This is a genomic window from Simiduia aestuariiviva (assembly GCF_014192475.1).
Classification (GTDB): Bacteria; Pseudomonadota; Gammaproteobacteria; order Pseudomonadales; family Cellvibrionaceae; genus Simiduia; species Simiduia aestuariiviva.
The window spans coordinates 716,102-736,881 of sequence record NZ_JACHXZ010000003.1 but is presented as its reverse complement, the minus strand read 5'-3'; the positions used below and the strand labels follow the sequence as shown (position 1 = coordinate 736,881).

The window sequence follows — 20,780 nt, the reverse complement described above, 5'->3', positions numbered from 1 at the left end:
CGAGGCATTGAGCTAACCCGTACTAATTGCTCGTGAGGCTTGACCATATAACAGAAACGATTGTGTTGACTGTTGATTGGACAACGACTGAAGAACAAAGCTCAGCAAATTGAGTTGAACAAGTGTGTAAAGACCACCGTTCGCTCAGCAAGAATTACGACTTGATCAAGGTAAGTAGTGCAGACTCAAGCTTAACGGCCCACGGTAACTGCTCCTGCGTTACCCTGATTCCCTCCATACCTGGAGGTCATTTACCACCCTATTTAGTATTGTGATGCGGTAGCGAAAGCGTAAAACCAACCACAGACTAAACCAGTTTGCTTGACGACCATAGCGAGTTGGAACCACCTGATCCCATTCCGAACTCAGTAGTGAAACGACTTAGCGCCGATGGTAGTGTGGGGTTTCCCCATGCGAGAGTAGGACATCGTCAAGCTTCTAAATTAAAACGCCCTGTAGGTTATCCTGCAGGGCGTTTTTCTTTGTCTGGTAGAAAGGTGGGCGATGTCCTACTCTCGCATGGGGCAAGCCCCTCTCTCTACCTGTGGGTCCGCTCCGCGGTCCGGCGACCAGCATAGCTGGCCGCGCGAGCCAGCGCAGGTTGCTGATCGCAACCTAAACGCGCCGTCTCGCCCCCATGCGAAGAAGCAAATCTTACTCGCGACAAATATTTTCGGGGATGCGATTTTTTACGTTCACTAAATAGTGGGCTCATGCGACCTAGCCTGTGCTGCAAGCACGGCGTAGGGGCGCTTGTAGTGCGAGCGCTGCTCGCAACCAACTGTAGGACATCGTCAAGCTTCTAAATAACAAGGGCCACCCAATTGGGTGGCCCTTTTTATTTACATATTGATTAAGTTCTACTGCCAATACATCTGCGGGAGTAGGGTGAGCCATGGTCGCGCAGCGACGCAAATGACAATTTGCGAATGGCGAACGCCCAATGCTATGCATTGGGCCGGGCCGGCGACAGCCGGTCGTCAAGCTTCTAAAAAAGAAAACCCCCCGCTGGATTCCAGCGGGGGTTTTGTTTTTTTGGAGCACGATTTTTTACGCTCACTAACTATCGGGCCCATGCGACCTAGCCTGTGCTGCAAGCACGGCGTAGGGGCGCGTCAGCGTCGCACAGCGATGATTCGCCGTTGCTCGGCTCACCCTTCGGGCCAGCTAAAGCTGATCTCCTGCGCGGCGCTTGTAGTGCGAGCGCTGCTCGCAACCAACTGTAGGACATCGTCAAGCTTCTAAATTAAAACGCCCTGTAGGTAATCACTCGCCCGTCCTAGGGCTCGGCCTTCGGCCAGCTAACGCTGCGCTAATCGGCTCCTGGCCGATTAGTCCTGCAGGGCGTTTTTCTTTGTCTGTAAAACCGTGGGAGATTTCATACTCAGGTTCCCTATTTACGTTTATGTCTTTAGTTGTTCAATACATTCGAACGCTCAGCGACACTTCGATGGTTATCTTAGGCTTGGGCTTTGATGGGGATTTAGTTGCAGGTTCAGTTAATGATAGTTCTACCCTATTCAATCTATAGAAAAGTAATGCGCAATTATATTGTGCACAATGTAAAATGATGCCTTTAACAAAGGAGAGTCTGATGACTGATCTGTATTCATTTGAAGCGAAAACATTAACTGGCGAACTTCAGTCATTATCTGAGCTGAAGGGAAAAGTTGTGCTAGTGGTGAACACTGCGAGTAAGTGTGGCTTTACCCCCCAATATAAGGGGCTCGAGTCGATTTACCAGGAGTACAAGGACAAGGGATTTGAAATGCTGGGCTTTCCTTGTAATCAATTTGGCAAACAGGAGCCCGGCGGGAGCGAAGAAATTAGTGAGTTTTGTGAGCTGAATTTTGGGGTCACTTTTCCACTGTATGAAAAGGTAGATGTGAACGGTGATAACGCACATCCCTTGTTTACCTGGCTTAAGTCAGAGGCGCCAGGGCTACTTGGCACGCAGGCGGTAAAGTGGAATTTCACCAAATTTTTGGTGGGGCGCGACGGTCGGGTGATCAAGCGTTATGCGCCAAAAGATAAGCCGGAATCCATTGTCGCCGATCTTGAAGCGGCACTGAAATAGTGGACGCTAATCGGGATGCACTGCTGGTTCAGTTGGACCAGCAGTTGTGCTTTAAGCTCTATGCGGCCAGTCGACTTATGGTAAAGGCCTATCGGCCATTGCTTGATGACATGGGCATTACTTACCCGCAATATTTAGTGCTCATGGTGCTTTGGGAGTCTGAATCGGCGCTGACGGTTGGCGATTTGGGTGAGCGACTCATATTAGATTCTGGCACGCTGACTCCGTTGCTTAAACGCATGGAACTCAATGGACTATTGCGCCGTCAACGCAGCGATGAGGATGAGCGTCAGGTGCGGGTAAGTGTCACTAAAGCAGGTAAGGCTCTGCAGGTTAAAGCCATCGACTGGGTGAAGCGCTCATCAAGCCAATTGCATTCAGAAGACCTCGACGTTGCGGCATTACAAACTCAGCTAAAGGGCTTGTTGAAAATGCTTGGTTAGGACGCAACGCCCAATATACTCTATAAAGTATGATGGATGGCTATTGTAATGGCTTGTATTGGTGTTATTCGAGCTTTCTGTCCTAATGTGCTTGTGGTGGCTGGAGTTGCGCCTTAAAATTCCGGTCACGACACTTAGGGTATTCCCGTGTACCACCGCTATTCGACCTTTTTACGACTTATCTACTCACTAGCCGCCTTCTGAGCCGCTAGTGCACCGGCGTGTCCTCGCCACCTGTGAAACTTCAAGCTGAAAGACCCCAATAATTTAAGGAACCCCAATGAGCAGCGACCGCTTAATCATTTTCGATACGACGTTACGTGATGGCGAACAAAGCCCCGGCGCCTCGATGACCAAAGCTGAAAAAGTGCGTATTGCAAAAATGCTCGAGATGCTCAAGGTGGATGTGATTGAAGCTGGTTTTGCTATCGCAAGTCCCGGCGACTTCGCATCAGTGAAGGCAGTGGCCGAGACTATTAAAGACTCTACCATTTGCAGCCTGGCGCGGGCGGTGGACGCGGATATTGATAGGGCCGGCGAAGCACTGCAGGGTGCAGCCAGTGGACGAATTCACACGTTTATTGCCACCTCGCCCATCCACATGAAATACAAATTGCAGATGCAGCCCGACCAGGTGGTGGAGCGTGCCATTCACGCGGTGAAGCGCGCGCGAAATTTAGTGGGCGATGTGGAGTTTTCACTGGAAGATGCCAGCCGTTCAGAATTTGAGTTTATGTGCCGCATTATCGAAGCGGTGATTGACGCCGGTGCATCTACCATCAATTTGCCCGACACCGTGGGGTATGGCGAGCCGCAAGAGTTTGGTGAAATGTTTGGCCGCTTGATCGCCTCGGTCCCCAATGCGCACAAAGCGATTTTTTCTGCGCACTGCCATAACGACCTAGGTCTTGCTGTGGCTAATTCTCTAAGTGCGGTACGCCATGGCGCGCGGCAAGTGGAGTGCACGATCAACGGGTTGGGTGAGCGGGCAGGGAATGCGTCACTGGAAGAAATCGTCATGGCCATTCGCACGCGCAAAGACATTATGGGCGTTGAAACCCGCATTGATGCCACGCATATAGTGCCCACTTCGCGCCTAGTGGCCAGTGTCACGGGCTTCCCCGTACAACCTAACAAAGCCATTGTCGGCGCTAACGCCTTTGCCCATGAATCAGGTATTCATCAAGATGGTGTACTTAAACATCGAGAAACCTACGAAATCATGCGGGCTGAAGACGTGGGCTGGCACACCAATAAACTGGTGCTGGGCAAGCACTCCGGGCGCGCTGCAGTCAAGGCGCGTTTTGATGCGTTAGGGGTCAGTTTTGAATCGCAAGCGGCACTCGACGAGGCCTTCGCGCGGTTTAAATTATTGGCCGATAAAAAACACGAAATTTTTGATGAGGATCTACAGGCGCTGGTATTAGACGCCCGCGATGATGCGCCGAAACGCTATAGCTTTAATGCCCTAGACGTGTGTTGCAAGACGGGGCTAGTGCCCAATGCGGCAGTGACGTTAATCGTAAATGGCGAAACCGTGCAGGCCGCCGCAGAGGGTAGCGGGGCGGTAGATGCCACCTTTAAGGCCATCGAATCCATTGCCCACAGCGGCACAGAATTAAAGCTCTACTCCGTCAATGCCATCACTCAGGGTACAGAGGCGCAAGGTGAGGTGACCGTGCGGTTGGCTCGCAATGGCCTCATCGTCAATGGAACGGGCGCCGATACCGACATCGTCATTGCCTCTGCTAAAGCCTACGTGGATGCGTTAAACTTGCTGGCCGAAGATAAACATAAAGAGCACCCACAGCGCGAGGGTGTTTAACCGCCCCGAGAGTTCGCATGCACGAGTTGGCAAGACAGCACTACCTAGACGCCATGGGTATTCAGAGTTATATGCCTAGGCTGGTGCTCCCCGCGGCACCTGTGCCAACCCAGTGTGATCTCAGGGGCTTGGTTGACGACGATGCGCAATCGCAGCCAGTAGTGCCCACGACAGCGCCTACGACAGGTCCCTCGCCAGATTCGCAGGCCGGCGCCACGGTGACTCGAGCGGCAGCGCAACCTGCGCCGTTGAGCGAGCATCCCGAACCAGCAGCAACCTCGGTCGACGATATCCTTGCGAGCATGGGTGCAGTGCCTGCTGCTACTAAAGCCGCGCCGAAAACCAGCAGCAAGCCCTATGGCGCAGCTGCCGCTGAGGCGCCGGCAGTCTCTTTTTCCGTATCTCTTTGGCAATTTGCCGGGTTGATCGTGATTGCGGATAGGCACGCCGAGCAAGCGTTGCCCGTAAACCTGTTATTGAAAAACATCTTAGTGGCGCTGGGTCGCGCGCGCGATAGAACCGACAATCCCGAAGTGATCAAGTGGCCACTGGCAGGCCTGCCCGTTGCGCAAGCCGGGCCCGCACTCACCTATTTCACTTCATTGTTATTGGCGCGCCGGCTGCCCGATCAAGAGACAAGATTACTCTGTTTTGGTGAAACCATTGCGGCGCAGCTGGCGCCCCAGACAAAACAAATCACACAGGGGGCGTTTGACTTGCCACTCGCAGAGGGTGAAGCCATGCCTGCCATAGCCTTGCCGAGCCTAGAGGATATTCTCCGCACGCCGTCGCTTAAGGCGACGGTGTGGCGCGCCATCGCCCCGTTGCGCCTAGACAGCTGAGCCCCACCCATGACCCACGTCTCGGCACAATTGCGCCTGTTAATTCCCTCCGATATCGATGCCGTAATGGCCATAGAAACGGTGGCCCACTCCCACCCCTGGAAGCGTCAAAGCATGGATGACAGCCTTGCAGGGCACCATCGTTGTGTGGGCTGTGTGGTCAATGAAGAGCTGGTGGGGTTTTACATTGCATCAATGGGGGGCGGCGACGCTGAACTGCTCGACATCGCGATTCACCCTTCGCAGCGCGGCCGTGGGTTGGCTGATCTGTTGATGGGAGACTTGATTCAATGGGCAGAAAAAAAAGCAGAAACGGTTTTTTTGGAAGTGCGCATTAGCAACCACAAAGCCATCAGCGTCTATCAGCGCCACGACTTCATTGAAGTGGGAGAGCGCCCCAATTATTACCCCACAGCAAATGGCAAGGAACACGCGCTCATCATGGCGCGCTATCTACGCTAGTCGCCTACCTTAGTTGATCGTCAACTTCACCCACCTGCACACCACCAGCCGCGCCCTCACTGCGATGATTGGTTTTCATTGGCGGCCGTGAGGGGGAGGTGCTGGTGTATACTCCGTTGAAATTTCATCCCGCGCAGGACTCATCGCTTTCCCATGAATGCATCGCAAGCACCTCGACTCACTGAAGGCCCCGTTGGTGCCCACTTGCGTGATATGGCGATGCCGATGGTCTGGGGCCTCTTGGCGACGATGTCGTTTAATGCCGTTGACACACTCTTTGTCGCGCAGCTTGGTCACGAACCGCTGGCGGCCATGAGTTTTACCTTTCCTGTGGTGATGGTACTCACCAGCATTGCCATTGGTTTGGGCGCCGGCACGTCGTCCGCCGTCGCGCGGGCAATTGGTGCAGACAATCACCATTTGGCCCAGCGCATGGCCACCGACGCTATGACGCTCACCACCATCATCAGTGTCGTGATGTGCGGCATCGGTTTAGCCACCATCAATCCACTTTTTACGTTACTTGGTGCCGAGCCAGAACTGCTACCGCTCATCCACGACTACATGTGGATTTGGTATTTCAGCGCACCGTGTTTAATGGTGCCCATGGTGGGCTTGGCGTCATTGCGAGCTATGGGGCTGGCGCGCATTCAAGGCACGCTGATGATGGCGGCGGCACTGCTAAATTTAATTCTTGATCCGCTACTCATTTTTGGGCTATTCGGGCTGCCGCGCTTGGAGCTCGAAGGGGCGGCGCTGGCCACGCTCATTACCCGCGCATTGAGTTTAGTGGCCGTCATTTATATTTTGCACAAGCAGCTTCGCATGTTGGTCAATCCCTTTGCGAGCTTGCACGAAGTGTGGGTCAGTTGGCGGGCCATTTTGCACGTGGGTGTGCCGGCCATGGTCAATAACATTATTATTCCGCTGGCCAGTGGTGTCGTAGTTTATCTGGTGGCGACCTATGGCACCGTGGCGGTAGCGGGCCTGGGTATTGCCATGCGCATTGAGCCCATAGCGTTGATTGTATTTTATGCACTCTCGGGTGTGGTTGGGCCGTTTTGTGGGCAAAATTTAGGTGCTGAAAAATATCAGCGGTTAGATGAAACCCTACGTGTAATGACAAAATTTTGTATGTTGTTTGGTGTAGCGCTGGCCGCTGTTCTGTGGGCTACTGGAGAGCTGTTAATTCGCTTGTTTGCCGATACAGATGCAGTGGTGGACGTAGCGCGCAGCTATTTGCTCATTGTCCCAATCAGTTACGGCGCCTATGGTCTGGTAATGTCCGTTAATGCGGCCTTTAATGGTATTGGTCAGCCGATGCCGGGTGTCGCTATTTCGTTTCTGAGGGTTATAGGGTTGTATTTGCCTCTGGCTTGGTTGTTGCAGTGGCAGTGGGGCTTAACCGGCCTATTTTTTGCTACTGGCCTTTGTAACCTTTTGGTGGGATTTGTGGCCTGGCTATGGTTGCGGCACCGTTTCAGTCAGTTAGCCTAGAGGCTGATTAATCAAGCGGCGGCTGTAACTAGTGGTAAATAGGCTTTAGCGTTAGCAGTATTCCCAATGTTGAGCCAAATTTCTTTTGAATTATTTTTTCTTTATAGAGTTAGCAGCGTGCATTCACCGTTTTGCTAATCTTGAGTAGCGATCCTCTATGTGGTGATGTTACTTAAGGTGGCCAGCTTGGTGTATGCGCTAGAGACTTTTATTAGGGTCGCTTGTCTTTGGGAAAAGTTTGCAGGGGTGAGCATGTATCGAGCATCTGGGCCATTGGCTTGTTGGGTGGCAACGGCGGCTCTATTTATCAGTGCTTCAGCTAATACGTATGCTGCTGAATCAGCGGCATTGATTGTTCACTATTTTCCTTCGATTTATAATCTTAAAAATGCCAACGGTAATGAATATGAGGCCGAAGTTCTTAGGCTAGCACTCGCCGCTACAGAAGCTGATTACGGGCCATTCACACTCGTACAGCTACCTCATGCAACCACAGAGCGAACCATTAGAGATCTAGCTGGGAGAAAGCTCGAAAATCAATTGCAGGTAATGGGCTATAAACCAGAAAGATTGGCGCAGGGGGCAAATACGTTTATCTCTTTTCCAGTCTATCTGGGCATATTTGGTTATCGGGTGTGTTTCGCCAATGAAAGTGTCAATCTAGATGTTAATACCGAAAACCCGTTAGATGAATTGAAACGTTTCAGTTTTGGCTCCGGCGATGGCTGGTCTGATACCTATATATTGCAATCGAACGGTTTTGCTGTACGCACAGCGACTGTCGCAGGTCGCTTGGCTCGTATGACAGCCGTCGGACAGGTTGATTTTTTTTGCCGTAGCGTGGGTGAGTTTAATCGCGAATTCAAGAGCTTCAGCCATCTGGAAGGGTTGAAAAAAGAAAAAACGTTTGCACTGTTCTATCCACACCCGCGCTTCTTTTTTACCAATCGACACAACAAGTTACTCATTGACAGGGTCACAGTAGGATTGCAACGGGTATACGCAAGTGGGGAGTATCAACGCCTGTGGCAGGAAGTGTTTGGCGAATCGATCAGTTATGCAGATTTACCCAATCGAAAAATCGTTACGCTTAAAAATCCATTGGTGGACGGTCTGGACAGAAATTACGAAAGGTACTTTTATCAGCCTGCCAGCGCTCCTGCGACGGAATCATCACAGGAGGCTGCGGCCGTTTTTTCGCAGTATCCTTAGATAGCTGAGGCCCCGCCATCCACTGCGATAGCTTGGCCGGTCATGTAGGTGTTGCCGGGCGACAATAGCATCAACATGACATTCACGATTTCTTCGGGCTCTGCAATTCTGCGCATGGGTGCGCCCCGGCTCAGTGCATCTTTTGCCTGTTCTAAACTGCCGGCGTGAGATACCAGATCGGATTTGGTCACCATGGGTGTTGCTGTGAAGAACGGACAAATTGCATTGACGCGAATATTGTCGCGCGCCACTTCAACAGCCGCTGTTTTGGTAAGCCCAACCACTGCATGCTTGGCGGCGCTGTAGGCCGCACCGCGCGGTGTTCCGCCCAGCCCCGCCATTGATGCGACGTTTAAAATCACACCGTGTTTTTGTTTGCGCATGGCGGTAATCTGATGGCGTAAACCGAATTGCACACCCATCACATTGACTTGCCATTGCTGGTCAAACATGTCGTTAGTAATGGTTTCGATGGGCCCGAGCGTGTGCGCTATGCCGGCGTTATTAACGGCGATATCCAGCTGGCCAAAAGTTTCAAGCGCGCCATCAACGAGCGCTTGGCAGTGGGCCTCGTTGCTCACGTCGCAATGCAATGCAACGACCTTAGTGCCGCCGGCTTTTAATTCTGATGCCACCGCCATGAGTGCATCAGTTTTAAGGTCGCCCAATACCAAATGCGCGCCCCGCGCTGCCAGCTCACGAGCTAAGAGTTCACCAAAGCCCTGTGCGGCGCCGGTGATCAGTACAGTCTTGCCGGTGAAGTCGAGTAACTTGTCCACGGTTTATCCTCAGGCGTTCATGCCGCCATCTACAACAATGCATTGGCCAGTGGTGTAGCTGCTGGCGTCGGAAACTAAATACAGTACGGCTCCGGTCATTTCTTCCGGTTCGGCGTGGCGCTGCATGGGAATACTCGCGATGGCTTGTTGGTAAATGCCATCATCGGTAAACAGCGCACCGGCGAATTTTGTTTTGGTAAAGCCGGGCAAAAGTGCGTTGCAGCGAATGTTGAACTCGGCGCACTCTTTGGCGAAGGCTTGCGTCATATTCACCACGGCGGCCTTGGTGATGGAATAGATGCCCTGCATCGGGCCCGGGTGCAGGGCATTTACCGACGCCGTATTCACGATGGTGCCGCCACCATTGGCTTTCATTAATTTGCCCGCTTCAACGGACATAAAAAAGTAGCCGCGAATGTTTACATCCACGGTTTTTTGAAAAGCGCCCAGATCGGTGTCGAGAATATGACCGAAATAGGGGTTGGCCGCACCATTGTTAACCAAGATGTCTAGCTTGCCTTGGTGTTTGTCACGCAGAAAGGCAAAGGTTGCGGTGATGCTATCCATATTGCCGACGTGGCAGGCCCAGGCCTCGGCGCTGCCACCGTCGGCAATAATGTCATTGGCGACGATTTGGCAATCGTCAATTTTACGGCTAGAGACGATCACATGTGCGCCATGGGCGGCGAGCGTTTTTGCAATGGCCGCGCCGATGCCACGGCTGGCGCCGCTAACGAGTGCGGTCTTGCCGCTTAAGTCGAATACATTTTTAGACATGAAAATTTTCTCTCACTAGTGCACAGATATTAGGGTTTTAAAATGACTTTGCCGATGGCTTGCCGGTTTAAGACTTTGCGCAGTGCCTGCTGTGCATCGGCTAGGGGAAACAATTGATCCACGTGAACTTTCACTTTTCCGGCCAAGTACCATTGCAAAAGCTCTTGCATGTTGTCGGCAAAATCGCTGGGCTGCTTTTGGGTAAAGGTGCCCCAGAATACGCCCACCAAGCTAAAGCCCTTCACCAGAGCGAGGTTGACCGCCAGTTCTGGAATTTTTCCACTCGCAAATCCCACCACCAGCAATCGACCGTTCCACGCCATGTTGCGGGCGCAGGCATTAAAGGTGTCGCCCCCTACACATTCGTAGACAACATCGACACCTTTGCCTTCCGTGAGGGTTTTTAACTCATCCTTGAGATTTTTCTCACTGTAGTTGATGAGCACATCCGCACCATTGGCCTGCGCGATGGCCAGCTTCTCTGCGGTGGAGCAAACGGCGATCACGCGCGCGCCCATGGCCTTGCCAATCTGCACCGCAGCCAAGCCAGTGCCGCCGGCGGCACCGGTTACCAATAGCGTTTCGCCCGCCTGCAAGTTGGCGCGCTGTTTCAATGCATGGTGTGCGGTGGCGTGAGCGGTGATTAAACCCGCGGCTTCTTCAAAGGGAATGGTATCGGGCAGCGGCAAGACTTGGCGCGCATCAACCACCAATTTTTCGGCGTAACAATTGAGGAGGTTGCAGCAGAAAACGCGCTGGCCTTCCGACAAATGGCGGACGCCCTCACCAACCTCCACCACAATACCGGCCGCTTCTGTGCCGGGTACGAAGGGCGTGGGTGGCTGAAGTTGGTATAGGCCTTGTACCAATAACCCGTCGGGGAAGTTAACGCCGGCAGCTTTCACTGCGATGACCACTTGTCCGGGGCCGGCCGTCGGATCGGGTAGATCGGCCAACACCAAATCTTCTAGTGGCCCGAAGGCATTGCATTGTATGGCTTTCATGGCTGTCCTGTTTATCGCTACTGTTTATGGCGTCTTATTTGTGGAGCGTGCGTTGAACGCTGGTTACATCAATGTGTGAAACGACGAGCGAATCCGTCGCCAGGTCGATAGCGCGCTACTCTTGCAAACTTTGCATGGCGAATTGCGCGAGCGGCTCCACCATGGCACCCACGGCTGCGGCCTTTTTATTACTGGCATTGCCTTGGCTGGCGCGCTTTGCCACGCCCTGCGCAATGGCGGCGAGTCGGAAAAAACTAAAGGCTAAATAGAAATTCCAGTGCGTGATGCCGTCTAAACCCATGCGTTCGCAATAGCGGGCCACGTAGGCTTGCTCGCTGGGAATGCCCAGCGACTTGGCGTCTACGCCCAACAGCCCCGACATACTGGTGCGGTCGGCGCTGTAGGGTAGGCGCAGTTGCATGCATTGGTAAGCCAAATCTGCCAATGGGTGGCCGAGTGTTGAGAGCTCCCAATCCAGCACGGCGGTGATGCGCTGGTGATCTTGGCTAAACATGAGGTTGTCGAGCCTGAAATCGCCGTGCACAAGAGCCACGCGCCCATCATCGCTCGGCATGGCTGTCGGCAATGTGTCGATCAATTCGTGCATGAGCGCAATGGGTGTCAATTCAGAGGCAGCGTACTGGGTGCTCCAGCGCTCGAGTTGGCGCGCAAAATAATTGCCGGGTTTGCCGTAATCACTCAGGCCAACGGCGGTGACATCCACACTGTGCAGAGCCGCTAACACGCGGTTCATTTCATCGTACATGGCCGCGCGCTCGGTGTTGTCGCGCGCCTCGGGCAGGGCCGCACCCCAGTACACATTGCCCTCGCAAAATTCCATGACATAAAACAAGGAACCGATGACATTTGGGTCTTCGCACAGGTGGTACACCTTAGCCACGGGTACATCTGTTTGCGCCAGCGCTGCGAGCACGCGGTATTCGCGATCCACAGCGTGGGCTGATTTTAATAACTTGCCCGGTGGTTGACGCCGCAATACGTAGATGCCCTTAGGGGTGGTGAGTTTGAATGTGGGGTTGGACTGGCCGCCGCTAAATTTTTCAGCAGCAACCGGCCCTTCAAAACCAGAGATGTGCGCGCTGAGGTGCGCGGTCAATTCCGGGAGATTCAACTGCGCGATGGGATCAATTGCTGGCTGATGCATAACGTTTTCCTTGTGTTTGGCCGTCGATCAACGCGCGTGGCGCTTGGCCAAGTTGCGCCCCAATTGCATCATATGCACTTGATCGGGTCCATCGGCCAAACGCAGGGTGCGTTGAGCGGCAAACATGTGTGCTAGGAAGGTGTCTTGGCTGACCCCGAGCGCGCCGTGAATCTGAATGGCGCGATCAATTACCGCCAAGGCCATGTTGGGTGCAACAATTTTAATCATGGCAATGAGTTCTTGCGCTTCTTTGTTGCCCGCCTGATCCATTTTTGCCGCTGCCTTTAGTGTCAGCAGGCGCGCCTGTTCAATTTCGCAGGCAGAGCGAGCAATGTCTTCGCGGACGCTCTGCTGTTTAATCATGGGCTGACCAAATACCGTGCGCTCGTTAGCGCGCTGACACATCATCTCCAAGGCGCGCTGGGCGGCGCCCACTGAGCGCATGCAGTGGTGAATGCGTCCTGGGCCGAGGCGCCCCTGTGCAATTTCAAAACCGCGCCCCTCACCTAAAATTAAATTCTCTTTGGGTACCCGCACATTTTCGAACAGCACTTCTGCGTGGCCCTCGGGTGCATCGGTGTATCCAAATACTTTCATGGGGCGCACAACGGTAACGCCGGCCGTGTCCATGGGCACTAAAATTTGTGATTGCTGCAAATGGCGGCTGGGATTTTCTGGGTCGGTCTTGCCCATCACAATCATGATCTTGCACTGCTTGCGGCAGGCGCCAGAAATGTAAAATTTGCGGCCATTGATGACATAGTCATCGCCATCGGCAGTAATACTGGTGGCGATGTTGGTGGCATCGCTGGAGGCTACCTCGGGCTCTGTCATGGCAAAGGCTGAGCGAATCTCGCCCGCCAGCAAGGGCTCAAGCCATTGCTTTTTTTGTGCCTCACTGCCGTATTTCGCCAGCACTTCCATGTTGCCCGTATCGGGTGCGCCACAGTTGAAAACCTCGGGCGCCCAGATCACTTTGCCCATCTCTTCGGCCAGTGGAGCGTATTCCAAATTGGTCAGGCCCGGGCTGTAGTCGCCGTAGCTTACCGGTAAAAACAGATTCCACAGGCCGGCCGCGCGCGCCTTCGCTTTTAGTGTTTGCATCAGCGGCGGCGTTTGCCATGGGTCTTCGGCCACTTGCGCTTCTAGCAGCGCTTCGTTGGGGTAGATGTGCTCATCCATAAAGGCGCGCAAGCGCGTGAGCAGGTCGAGAACGTTGGCTGAATATTCGAAGTCCATAGGGGGCTCGCTAAGAAAAAGTGATGTTGTCCGCGTGCGCGGGCGTATCTAAATGGGGCAGGTTATTAAAACTGTGCAGTTGCATGCTGTCGGCATTGAAAAAGCAACGGCTAAGGCCGGTATTGGCCGACTGTAAATTGAGTGACACCATGGTGGTGGCAGGCGCGGCAAGGATGTGTCGCACCGCCATGGCAATGGCACCGCCCGAGCTAACCACCAACACGCGCTCTTTGCCGGGCGCTTGTTGCAGTGTGTGCAATGCCTTGGCTACGCGCTGCTCAAACTCGCTCCAGCGTTCGGGCAGTGCCGCTTCGCTGAGTTCGCCGGCGGCCCACGCCAGCAAGCCGCGTTTAAGCAACCCATAAAATGCGGCGCGCGGCGCATCGGCCGGGGGCGCTTCGCTGGGATGTTGTTGCAAGTAGGTGCGAATCAATCGCTCAAAATCGAATTCATTCCAGCCTGCGTGGCGCTCGTGGGGTTGGTCTTGGCCGCAGCCCGCCAAGAGGCTGGCCAGTGTCTGTTCGTGTCGCGCCATTTCGCCGGTGACGATGCGATCGAAGTGGATACCGCGCGCGCGAAAGTACTCGCCCAGCAGGCGACTCTGGGTGTGGCCCAGAGGGGAGAGCTGGTCGTAATTTGCCTGCCCATAGGAGGCCTGACCGTGGCGTACAAAGTAGAGCTCAGACATGATCCATCCTGCTGATATGGCATCGCACCATGTTAACGCGTTCGCACTTATCATCAAAATCAATAAAGCTTATGCTTGATCATCAATTTAATTGATGTCTGTTGGAGGTGGCTGCGGTCGCTGGCTATTGCTGCTCGGGATGCAGCAGACACAAGCTCAACCACTCGCACACGATGGCTGGCTTGGGCTCGTTTTCAATTTCAAAGGTTAGTGCTTGGGTGATCAGCCAGCCCTGGGCTTTTGCCTCGATGCTGCTCACCTGTGATGCCAGCCGCACGCGCCTCCCGGCTTTTACCGGCGCGACAAACCGCAATTTGTTGCAGCCGTAATTGATGAGTGTGGCCCGATTGACCAAGTCGCCCATGAGAGGATAGGTGAGCACCGGCATGAGCGATAGCACTAAAAACCCGTGGGCAATGGTGCCGCCGAAGGGGGTGGTGCGCGCGGCGGTTTCGTCCACGTGAATAAACTGGTGATCGCCTGTGAGTTCGGCAAAGGCATTGATCTTGGCTTGATCCAGCGCAACCCAATGGCTGTGGGTTTGGCCCTGTGCGAGTAGCTCTGCCAACACTGGCGGTACGGGTAGCTCGGGTGACATGACGTGCCTCCAAAAGTGTTTTATTAAAACCAAGCGTCTTGCATGTCGAAGCACCGACTATTGGCGCCATCGAGTAGCGCCAGTTGCGGCATAATTTCGGGCAGTTCCCATTCAATGTAGTAGCGCGCCGCCTGCAATTTACCCCGATAAAAATTTATTTCCACATCTGGCAAGTCTGTGCGGTGTTGGTCGAGTTGACGGCTGGCAATGACGGCTTGTTTTAGCCACAGCCAGCTCACCAGCACGCGCCCAAACACGTCCAAGTACACGGTGGCATTGGCCAGTGTTGCATCCGGTGTTTGCGCCAATCGCGCCATCAGCTGTTGCGTGGTTTGGTCAAACGCGTGCAGGTGCGTTGCCAGCGTTTGCGCCAAGGCGTGCGCGCTGTCGAAAGGGCGTGCGTCATCGAGTGTTGCGTTGATGGCGGCGCGCAGCAATTGATAGCCCGCCATGTTTTTTTGCGGCACCTTGCGGCCCAGCAAATCCAAACCTTGAATACCCTCGGTGCCCTCGTGAATCGGATTTAATCGATTGTCGCGAAAGTATTGCTCGACGGGATACTCGCGAATGTAGCCGGCGCCACCCAATACTTGGATGGCATTGTCGTTGGCTTTCAAACCGTACTTTGATGGCCAGCTCTTGACCACGGGCGTAATCAAATCGAGCAGAGTGAAGGCGTTGGTGCGCGCGGTTTCTGTGGCGCCAGTGCGCGCGTCTTCTACCAGCGATGAGGCGTACAAGCACAGCGCAAGCCCGCCTTCGGCGTAGGCTTTTTGTGACAGCAGTAGGCGCCGCACATCGGCGTGTTCAATGATGTTGACCTGTGGCGACGTGGCGTCGCGGCTTGAAGGCAGGCGGCCCTGTGGTCGCTGGCGCGCGTAGTTGAGTGAATAGTTAAACCCCTGGTAGCCGAGAATTGCGGCGCCCGCGCCCACGCCGATGCGGGCCTCGTTCATCATTTGGAACATATAGCGCAAACCTTGATGCGGCTCGCCAACCAAGTAGCCAATGGCGCCGTCGCGCTCGCCAAAATTCAATACGGTTGAGGTGGTGTTTCGAAAGCCCATCTTGTGCAGCAAGCCTGCTAACGCCACATCGTTGCGCGCGCCTAGCGTGCCGTCGTCGTTTACCAGAAACTTCGGCACGATGAAAAGGCTGATACCACCGGCGCCGGCAGGGGCGCCCGCAATTTTTGCCAACACGAGATGAATGATATTTTCGGTAAGCGAGTGATCGCCGCCGGAAATGTACATTTTATTGCCGCGAATGCGATAGCTGCCGTCGTCTGCTGGCGTGGCACTGGTTTTAATATCGGCCAGTGCCGAGCCCTGCCCCGGTTCCGTCAGTGCCATGGTGCCGCTGGCGCGGCCGTCGAGCATGGCGGGCAAAAAGCGGGCCTTCTGTTCGGGCGAGCCGAAGGTGTGAATCAAGTTTGCCGCGCCGATGGTTAAAAATCCGTAGCCCGCGGTGGCGATGTTGGCGGCGGTAAAGTACGCCATGGCGGTGCGCAAAATGACTTCAGGCATCTGCAGGCCGCCGTCATCAAAATCGTGATGGGCGGCGAGAAAGCCCGCTTCGGCAAAGGCGTTCCACGCCGCTTGTGTCTCGGGAATCAAGCTAACTTTTTCGCCGTCAAATTGCGGCTCGTGGGCGTCGCCCTTGGCGTTGTGATTGGCGAAATACTTTTCCGCGATAGTCTTGGCAGTGTTGAGCGTGGCGTCAAAGACTTCGCGCGAGTGCTCACAATAGCGCGGCCGGGCTAGCAGCGCTTCTGTGTCTAAAAATTCATACAGCAGAAAGTGCAGATCGCTGTCGTTGAGCAGCGGCGTGTCCATGATTACCTCTAAATCGATTTCAATGTGTGGTGGAAGTTATACACCTTTTTGACCAAAATGGCTCACATCAGTCACATTTATGCTCAGCTGGAACGGAATGGTCGGTCACAATGGGCGCACGCATCATTGCGCGATTGTCGTGTGCTGGCCACACTCCAATCAAAGAATGCGCACCGTAATTTGTGCTGGGTCCAGTCAGGCGCGCCGAATCAAGTACAGTGCACACGCACCATCGACATAGTAGGGGATAACAGGCATGGGGCCATTGGCGGGATTTAAAATCATTGAGATGAAAGGCATTGGCCCCGGCCCCTATGCCGGCATGTTATTGGCGGACATGGGGGCGGAAGTGATTGTGGTAGAACGCAGCACAGCGCCAAGTGGCATCGTGTTGCCATCGGCAATGGATGTAAATGCGCGCGGTAAAAAATCCATTGCACTCAATCTTAAAACGGACGCCGGGAAGGCGGCCCTGTTAAAACTGGTGAGCAATGCCGATGCCTTGTTCGAAGGTTTTCGCCCTGGGGTGGCCGAGCGACTGGGCTTTGGGCCAGAAGTGTGTCTGCAGCAAAACCCTAAATTGGTGTATGGCCGCATGACAGGTTGGGGGCAGACGGGGCCGCTTGCCAACACCGTTGGCCACGATATCAACTACATTGCCCTGTCGGGCGCCCTGGCGGGCATTGGTGGCACAGACAAACCCACAGTACCGCTCAATCTTTTAGGTGACTACGCCGGTGGCAGTTTATTTCTAGTGGTGGGCATGCTGGCTGCGCTGCTTGAGGCCAGCAAATCGGGCCAGGGCCAAGTGGTGGACGCCGCCATTACCGAGGGTAGCGCGAGCTTAATGAGTTTGTTTTACACGTTGAGTAATTTGGGCGTTTGGCAGCCTAAACGCCAATCGAATTTTCTAGACGGCGCGGCCCATTTTTACGACACCTATGTGACCGCCGATGAAAAAAGCATTGCCATTGGCGCCATCGAGCCGGATTTCTATCAAGCGCTGTTGACATTGCTGGGCTTAGCTTCAGCGGAGTTGCCACCGCAAAATGATCCGGCACACTGGCCGGTATTAAAGCAAAAATTTGCTTCCATCTTTAAAACAAAAACCCGCGATGAATGGTGCGCAATATTAGAGGGCACAGACGCCTGCTTTGCGCCCGTATTGGATTACACCGAAGCGCCCAAGCACCCACACAACATCGCACGCGAAACCTTTATCGAAATAAACGGCAAAATTCAACCAGCACCCGCGCCAAAATTCAGCCGCAGCCGTTGCAAAAAGCCCGCAGCCCCCCGTGCTGAAGGTGCCGATACGGCCACCGTGTTGAGTGGCTGGGGTTTTTCTGATGAAGAAATTGCAGTGCTGACAAGCGCGAGTGGCGCAGATTAAAGGGCGCGGCCAAGCGACTGAGTCAAAAAAACATAAAAAGTATCCGTGAGCTTTCCTGTTAAAAATCTTTCAGCGGGCTCACGACCGCCTGGCCGCCGCGGTTCAATACGTGGGTATAGATTTCGGTGGTTTTAACATCTGCATGCCCCAATTGAACTTGTACTGTGCGAATATCTGCGCCAGCTTGGAGCAAGTGCGTGGCGAAGGAGTGGCGTAAACTGTGGCAGGTTGCGGGCTTGTGTATGTCCGCAGCGCGGACGGCTCTTTTAACCGCACGTTGAGCCACAGATTCCACCACGTGGTGGCGTCGTTGCTTGTTGGAGCGCGGATCAATACTCCAATTATCGGCTGGAAATAAATATTGCCAGCCCAATTCAAAAGGCGCGCGCGGGTATTTTTTGTGCAGTGCATATGGCAAATACACACCGTCCCAAAGCGGTTCGGAACAATCGCGACGAAAGAGTCCGCTCACCAACGTTATCTGTGCTTTGAGTGCGGTCACCAAATGCGGCGATAGCGTGGTAATCCGAGATTTACGACCTTTTCCGTCGCGCACATAAACGCATAAACGATCAAAATCCAAATCCTGCACGCGCAGGCGCACGGTTTCCATTACCCGCAGGCCCGAGCCGTACATCAGCCCCGCACATAGCCGAGTCGGCCCACGCATCTGGGTAAACAGTCTATGTACCTCGTCGTGGGTCAGTACGGTGGGGAGTTTTTGGGGTCCTTTGGCTTTGTGAAAATCAGAAAAGTCGCCCGGTTCAATATTCAATACCGCCCTGTACATAAACACGATGGCGTTGAGCGCGGTCTTTTGCGTGTTCGGACTGACATTGTTGTCCAGTGCCAAATGATTCAAGTAGCTTCGAATCTCATCGGCGCCGCCAATCTCACTGCGTGATTGGTACTGATTAAAGCGAAGATAACTGCCCACCCAATAAAGGTAGGTATGCTCTGTTTTGATGCTGTAGTGTTTAGTTCGGATGGCGTCCCGCACTTCCTTCATAAATAATGATTTCATCCTTGACACCCATTTCGCTGTGTTTTTATACAGTGTAGGGGCGGTGGGGAATAGGTCAATGGGATATGTGCCTCGGAGGCGTATTATTTTACGCCCACGGAAATCAAATATGGTAAGTTACTGAAAAGTAACGGGAGTTTGGACTGGTACGAAAGTCCAGCTCTGGATATGTGCCTCGGAGGCGTAATATATTACGCCTCCGAGGCATTGAATAAGGCTGTTATGCAAAATGAAGAAACTATTACAGATATCTATAGCCCTGATATTTTCTGCAGCAGTCAATGCTAATGAATATCCAGAACAAATTGAGTTCAAGGATTGGATTATCGAAAATTTTGATCAGCTGAAATCGCTAGATATTAAGCTGCAGCAGGATGATAGGTTTGATTATATATGGAATATCGTGCCGCCGAGATTTAGGTCTAGGAGTCAAAATGGGAAAAGTGTAGATATTCAAGATAAAGAAGAGTACATAAAATTCCTACCCAAAAATGCAAATGTTCTCATATCTAGTGACAACAAAAAGTTTGTAATAGAAAACGGCGTTTCGTCGGTTTGCGGAAAGAAAATGTGTATAGTCTCTGCTGTTATGTTCAGATCAGACTTCGATGGCTCTACCTGTCAAGAGGCTGCGGAGCCAGCACCAGGAGTTTGCTTTATAAGAATGTTTGAGAATTGGTACTTAAGGTATCTTATCTTTGATGTTGATGCATAACAAACGCAATCAAACCGGCCAGTCGGCCTCGACTCGCTACGCTCGCGTTTGTTGCGGGCGTTAGCTGAATGAAGAGTATGGAAATAATTATTGAAGGCCCGTCATTCTATGACGAGGAAGATGAGAACATATTTTTTAATGCTCTATATGCACTGCCGGGGTTCTTATCTGTTAAAGGCAAAGGCTTAAATCTCCACATTCAGTTTAAGTCATCGCCGTCTGATGAGGCGGTAAAACAATTAGTTGTAATTTGCCGAAGGTGGTTTATCGATATAGCACCTCTATTACCACTAAAAAATCAAAATAATTCAGGCTTGGTGCTGTGGCATGAGCCAGCGTCTTAAATGCCAGCTAACAAGTTTAGCCAGCATCGCCCAGCAAAAAACGCTGGGCTGGACCTCGCTGCGCTCGGCCGCTGCTAAAGGCGTTATGCGGAAAAGAAGAATCCTGAAAATGATGGCGCACAAATTACTCCGTAGTCATGATCAGAGCGATATCAAATTGAAGCGGCTCAAAGAAGTAAGGCTGTAAATAGAATTGCTTAGGCTAGCCCATTCTTGGTAACTTCGTAGTCAAGAAAAACTCGGCACCAAAGATCAGCCTAAGAAAATAGTGTTGTATGCTCACATTTGCTAAGTGTGTTTTCTTACTCTGCTAGGTAGTGCCAATATTGGTACAAAAAAAGTGGGCCAAAGGTAACTCAATATTAACAAGGGGCGGTGCGTAACTAGGTCGCGCATAACAAGCGGTTCTAGGGTCGCCGCAAAGAACGCGGCTGGGACGGCCTACGCTGACGCTCCGGCCGCCCCTAAACCGGGCGTTATGCGGAAAAGCAAAATCCTGAGAATGATGGCGCACAAATCACTTCGTAGTCATGATCAGCGCGATGTCAAAGTGAAGTGGCTCTAAGAAGTAAGGATGCAAATAGAATTGATTAAGCTAGCCCATTGTTGGTAACTTCGAAGTCAAGAAAATCTTGGCACCAAAGTTCAGCCTAAGAAAATAGTGTTGTATGCTCACATTTGCTAAGTGTATTTTCTTGCTCTGCTAGGTAGTGGCAATGCTGGTACAAAAATAGTGGGTCAAAAGTAAATTAATATTAACAAAGGGCGGTGCGTAACTAGGTCGCGCATAACAAGCGGTTCTAGGGTCGCCGCAAAAAACGCGGCTGGGACGGCCTACGCTGACGCTCCGGCCGCCCCTAA

Annotated in this window: 20 protein-coding genes and 1 rRNA gene; 12 read left to right on the top strand and 9 right to left on the bottom strand. The window is 53.0% G+C overall.

All coding sequences use genetic code 11. The annotated features are described in order from the left end of the window. Positions 1-320: 320 nt before the first annotated feature. The 8 genes from rrf to FHS30_RS13155 all read left to right on the top strand — a co-directional run bounded on the left by rrf (position 321) and on the right by FHS30_RS13155 (position 8,358). Positions 321-436 (top strand): 5S ribosomal RNA (gene rrf, locus FHS30_RS13190). 1,158 nt (positions 437-1,594) lie between these two features. After that, on the top strand, positions 1,595-2,077 hold the full coding sequence (locus tag FHS30_RS13185) for a glutathione peroxidase (RefSeq protein ID WP_183910935.1): 483 nt from the start codon (positions 1,595-1,597) through the stop codon (positions 2,075-2,077). Continuing rightward, the gene (locus FHS30_RS13180) at positions 2,077-2,520 is read left to right on the top strand and encodes a MarR family winged helix-turn-helix transcriptional regulator (protein ID WP_343049133.1); all 444 of its coding nucleotides are present in this window, start codon (positions 2,077-2,079) and stop codon (positions 2,518-2,520) included. The genes FHS30_RS13185 and FHS30_RS13180 overlap by 1 nt, the downstream gene beginning before the upstream one ends. 280 nt (positions 2,521-2,800) lie before the next feature. Next, a complete protein-coding gene (locus tag FHS30_RS13175; protein WP_183910934.1) occupies positions 2,801-4,345 on the top strand; it encodes a 2-isopropylmalate synthase in 1,545 nt (514 codons plus the stop codon). Positions 4,346-4,362: 17 nt separating this feature from the next. Continuing rightward, on the top strand, positions 4,363-5,187 hold the full coding sequence (locus tag FHS30_RS13170) for a hypothetical protein (RefSeq protein WP_183910933.1): 825 nt from the start codon (positions 4,363-4,365) through the stop codon (positions 5,185-5,187). Positions 5,188-5,196: 9 nt separating this feature from the next. Continuing rightward, complete coding sequence (gene rimI / locus FHS30_RS13165) at positions 5,197-5,649, top strand: ribosomal protein S18-alanine N-acetyltransferase (RefSeq protein ID WP_183910932.1); 453 nt, start codon at positions 5,197-5,199, stop codon at positions 5,647-5,649. A gap of 153 nt (positions 5,650-5,802) precedes the next feature. After that, a complete protein-coding gene (locus FHS30_RS13160) occupies positions 5,803-7,146 on the top strand; it encodes an MATE family efflux transporter (protein ID WP_183910931.1) in 1,344 nt (447 codons plus the stop codon). Between the two features lie 252 nt (positions 7,147-7,398). Continuing rightward, on the top strand, positions 7,399-8,358 hold the full coding sequence (locus tag FHS30_RS13155) for a hypothetical protein (RefSeq protein WP_183910930.1): 960 nt from the start codon (positions 7,399-7,401) through the stop codon (positions 8,356-8,358). Here FHS30_RS13155 and FHS30_RS13150 read toward each other — a convergent pair. The 8 genes from FHS30_RS13150 to FHS30_RS13115 all read right to left on the bottom strand — a co-directional run bounded on the left by FHS30_RS13150 (position 8,355) and on the right by FHS30_RS13115 (position 16,443). After that, positions 8,355-9,137 carry a glucose 1-dehydrogenase gene (locus FHS30_RS13150; protein ID WP_183910929.1) on the bottom strand — a complete coding sequence of 261 codons (783 nt, stop codon included), beginning with the start codon at positions 9,135-9,137 and terminating at the stop codon, positions 8,355-8,357. The two genes, FHS30_RS13155 and FHS30_RS13150, sit on opposite strands and share 4 nt — an antisense overlap. 9 nt (positions 9,138-9,146) lie before the next feature. Continuing rightward, positions 9,147-9,914, bottom strand: a complete 768-nt coding sequence (locus tag FHS30_RS13145) for an SDR family oxidoreductase (protein ID WP_183910928.1) — start codon at positions 9,912-9,914, stop codon at positions 9,147-9,149. Between the two features lie 29 nt (positions 9,915-9,943). Then, positions 9,944-10,918, bottom strand: a complete 975-nt coding sequence (locus FHS30_RS13140; RefSeq protein ID WP_183910927.1) for an NADPH:quinone oxidoreductase family protein — start codon at positions 10,916-10,918, stop codon at positions 9,944-9,946. 115 nt (positions 10,919-11,033) lie between these two features. Beyond that, positions 11,034-12,083 (bottom strand): phosphotransferase family protein, encoded by a 1,050-nt coding sequence (locus FHS30_RS13135; protein WP_183910926.1) that lies wholly within the window; start codon positions 12,081-12,083, stop codon positions 11,034-11,036. A 27-nt stretch (positions 12,084-12,110) separates the two neighbouring features. Further along, positions 12,111-13,322: an acyl-CoA dehydrogenase family protein gene (locus tag FHS30_RS13130; protein ID WP_183910925.1), complete on the bottom strand. Its 1,212-nt coding sequence runs from the start codon at positions 13,320-13,322 to the stop codon at positions 12,111-12,113. 10 nt (positions 13,323-13,332) lie between these two features. Further along, complete coding sequence (locus FHS30_RS13125; RefSeq protein ID WP_183910924.1) at positions 13,333-14,010, bottom strand: histidine phosphatase family protein; 678 nt, start codon at positions 14,008-14,010, stop codon at positions 13,333-13,335. Between the two features lie 124 nt (positions 14,011-14,134). Further along, the gene (locus tag FHS30_RS13120) at positions 14,135-14,608 is read right to left on the bottom strand and encodes a MaoC family dehydratase (RefSeq protein WP_183910923.1); all 474 of its coding nucleotides are present in this window, start codon (positions 14,606-14,608) and stop codon (positions 14,135-14,137) included. A 23-nt stretch (positions 14,609-14,631) separates the two neighbouring features. Next, entirely contained in the window at positions 14,632-16,443 is a 1,812-nt protein-coding gene (locus tag FHS30_RS13115) for an acyl-CoA dehydrogenase (protein ID WP_183910922.1), read from the bottom strand. A gap of 256 nt (positions 16,444-16,699) precedes the next feature. On the opposite strand from FHS30_RS13115, the gene FHS30_RS13110 reads away from it, so the two are divergent. Further along, complete coding sequence (locus FHS30_RS13110) at positions 16,700-17,836, top strand: CaiB/BaiF CoA transferase family protein (protein ID WP_183910921.1); 1,137 nt, start codon at positions 16,700-16,702, stop codon at positions 17,834-17,836. Between the two features lie 58 nt (positions 17,837-17,894). Here the strand turns inward: FHS30_RS13110 and FHS30_RS13105 are convergent, their stop codons facing one another. Further along, a complete protein-coding gene (locus FHS30_RS13105; RefSeq protein ID WP_183910920.1) occupies positions 17,895-18,860 on the bottom strand; it encodes an integron integrase in 966 nt (321 codons plus the stop codon). Between the two features lie 229 nt (positions 18,861-19,089). On the opposite strand from FHS30_RS13105, the gene FHS30_RS13100 reads away from it, so the two are divergent. From FHS30_RS13100 to FHS30_RS13090, 3 genes are all read left to right on the top strand, one after another. Then, complete coding sequence (locus tag FHS30_RS13100) at positions 19,090-19,575, top strand: hypothetical protein (protein ID WP_183910919.1); 486 nt, start codon at positions 19,090-19,092, stop codon at positions 19,573-19,575. A 77-nt stretch (positions 19,576-19,652) separates the two neighbouring features. After that, positions 19,653-19,919 (top strand): hypothetical protein, encoded by a 267-nt coding sequence (locus FHS30_RS13095; RefSeq protein ID WP_183910981.1) that lies wholly within the window; start codon positions 19,653-19,655, stop codon positions 19,917-19,919. Further along, positions 19,903-20,106, top strand: coding sequence for a hypothetical protein (locus tag FHS30_RS13090; RefSeq protein WP_183910918.1), 204 nt, complete (start codon positions 19,903-19,905; stop codon positions 20,104-20,106). The genes FHS30_RS13095 and FHS30_RS13090 overlap by 17 nt, the downstream gene beginning before the upstream one ends. Positions 20,107-20,780 lie beyond the last annotated feature (674 nt).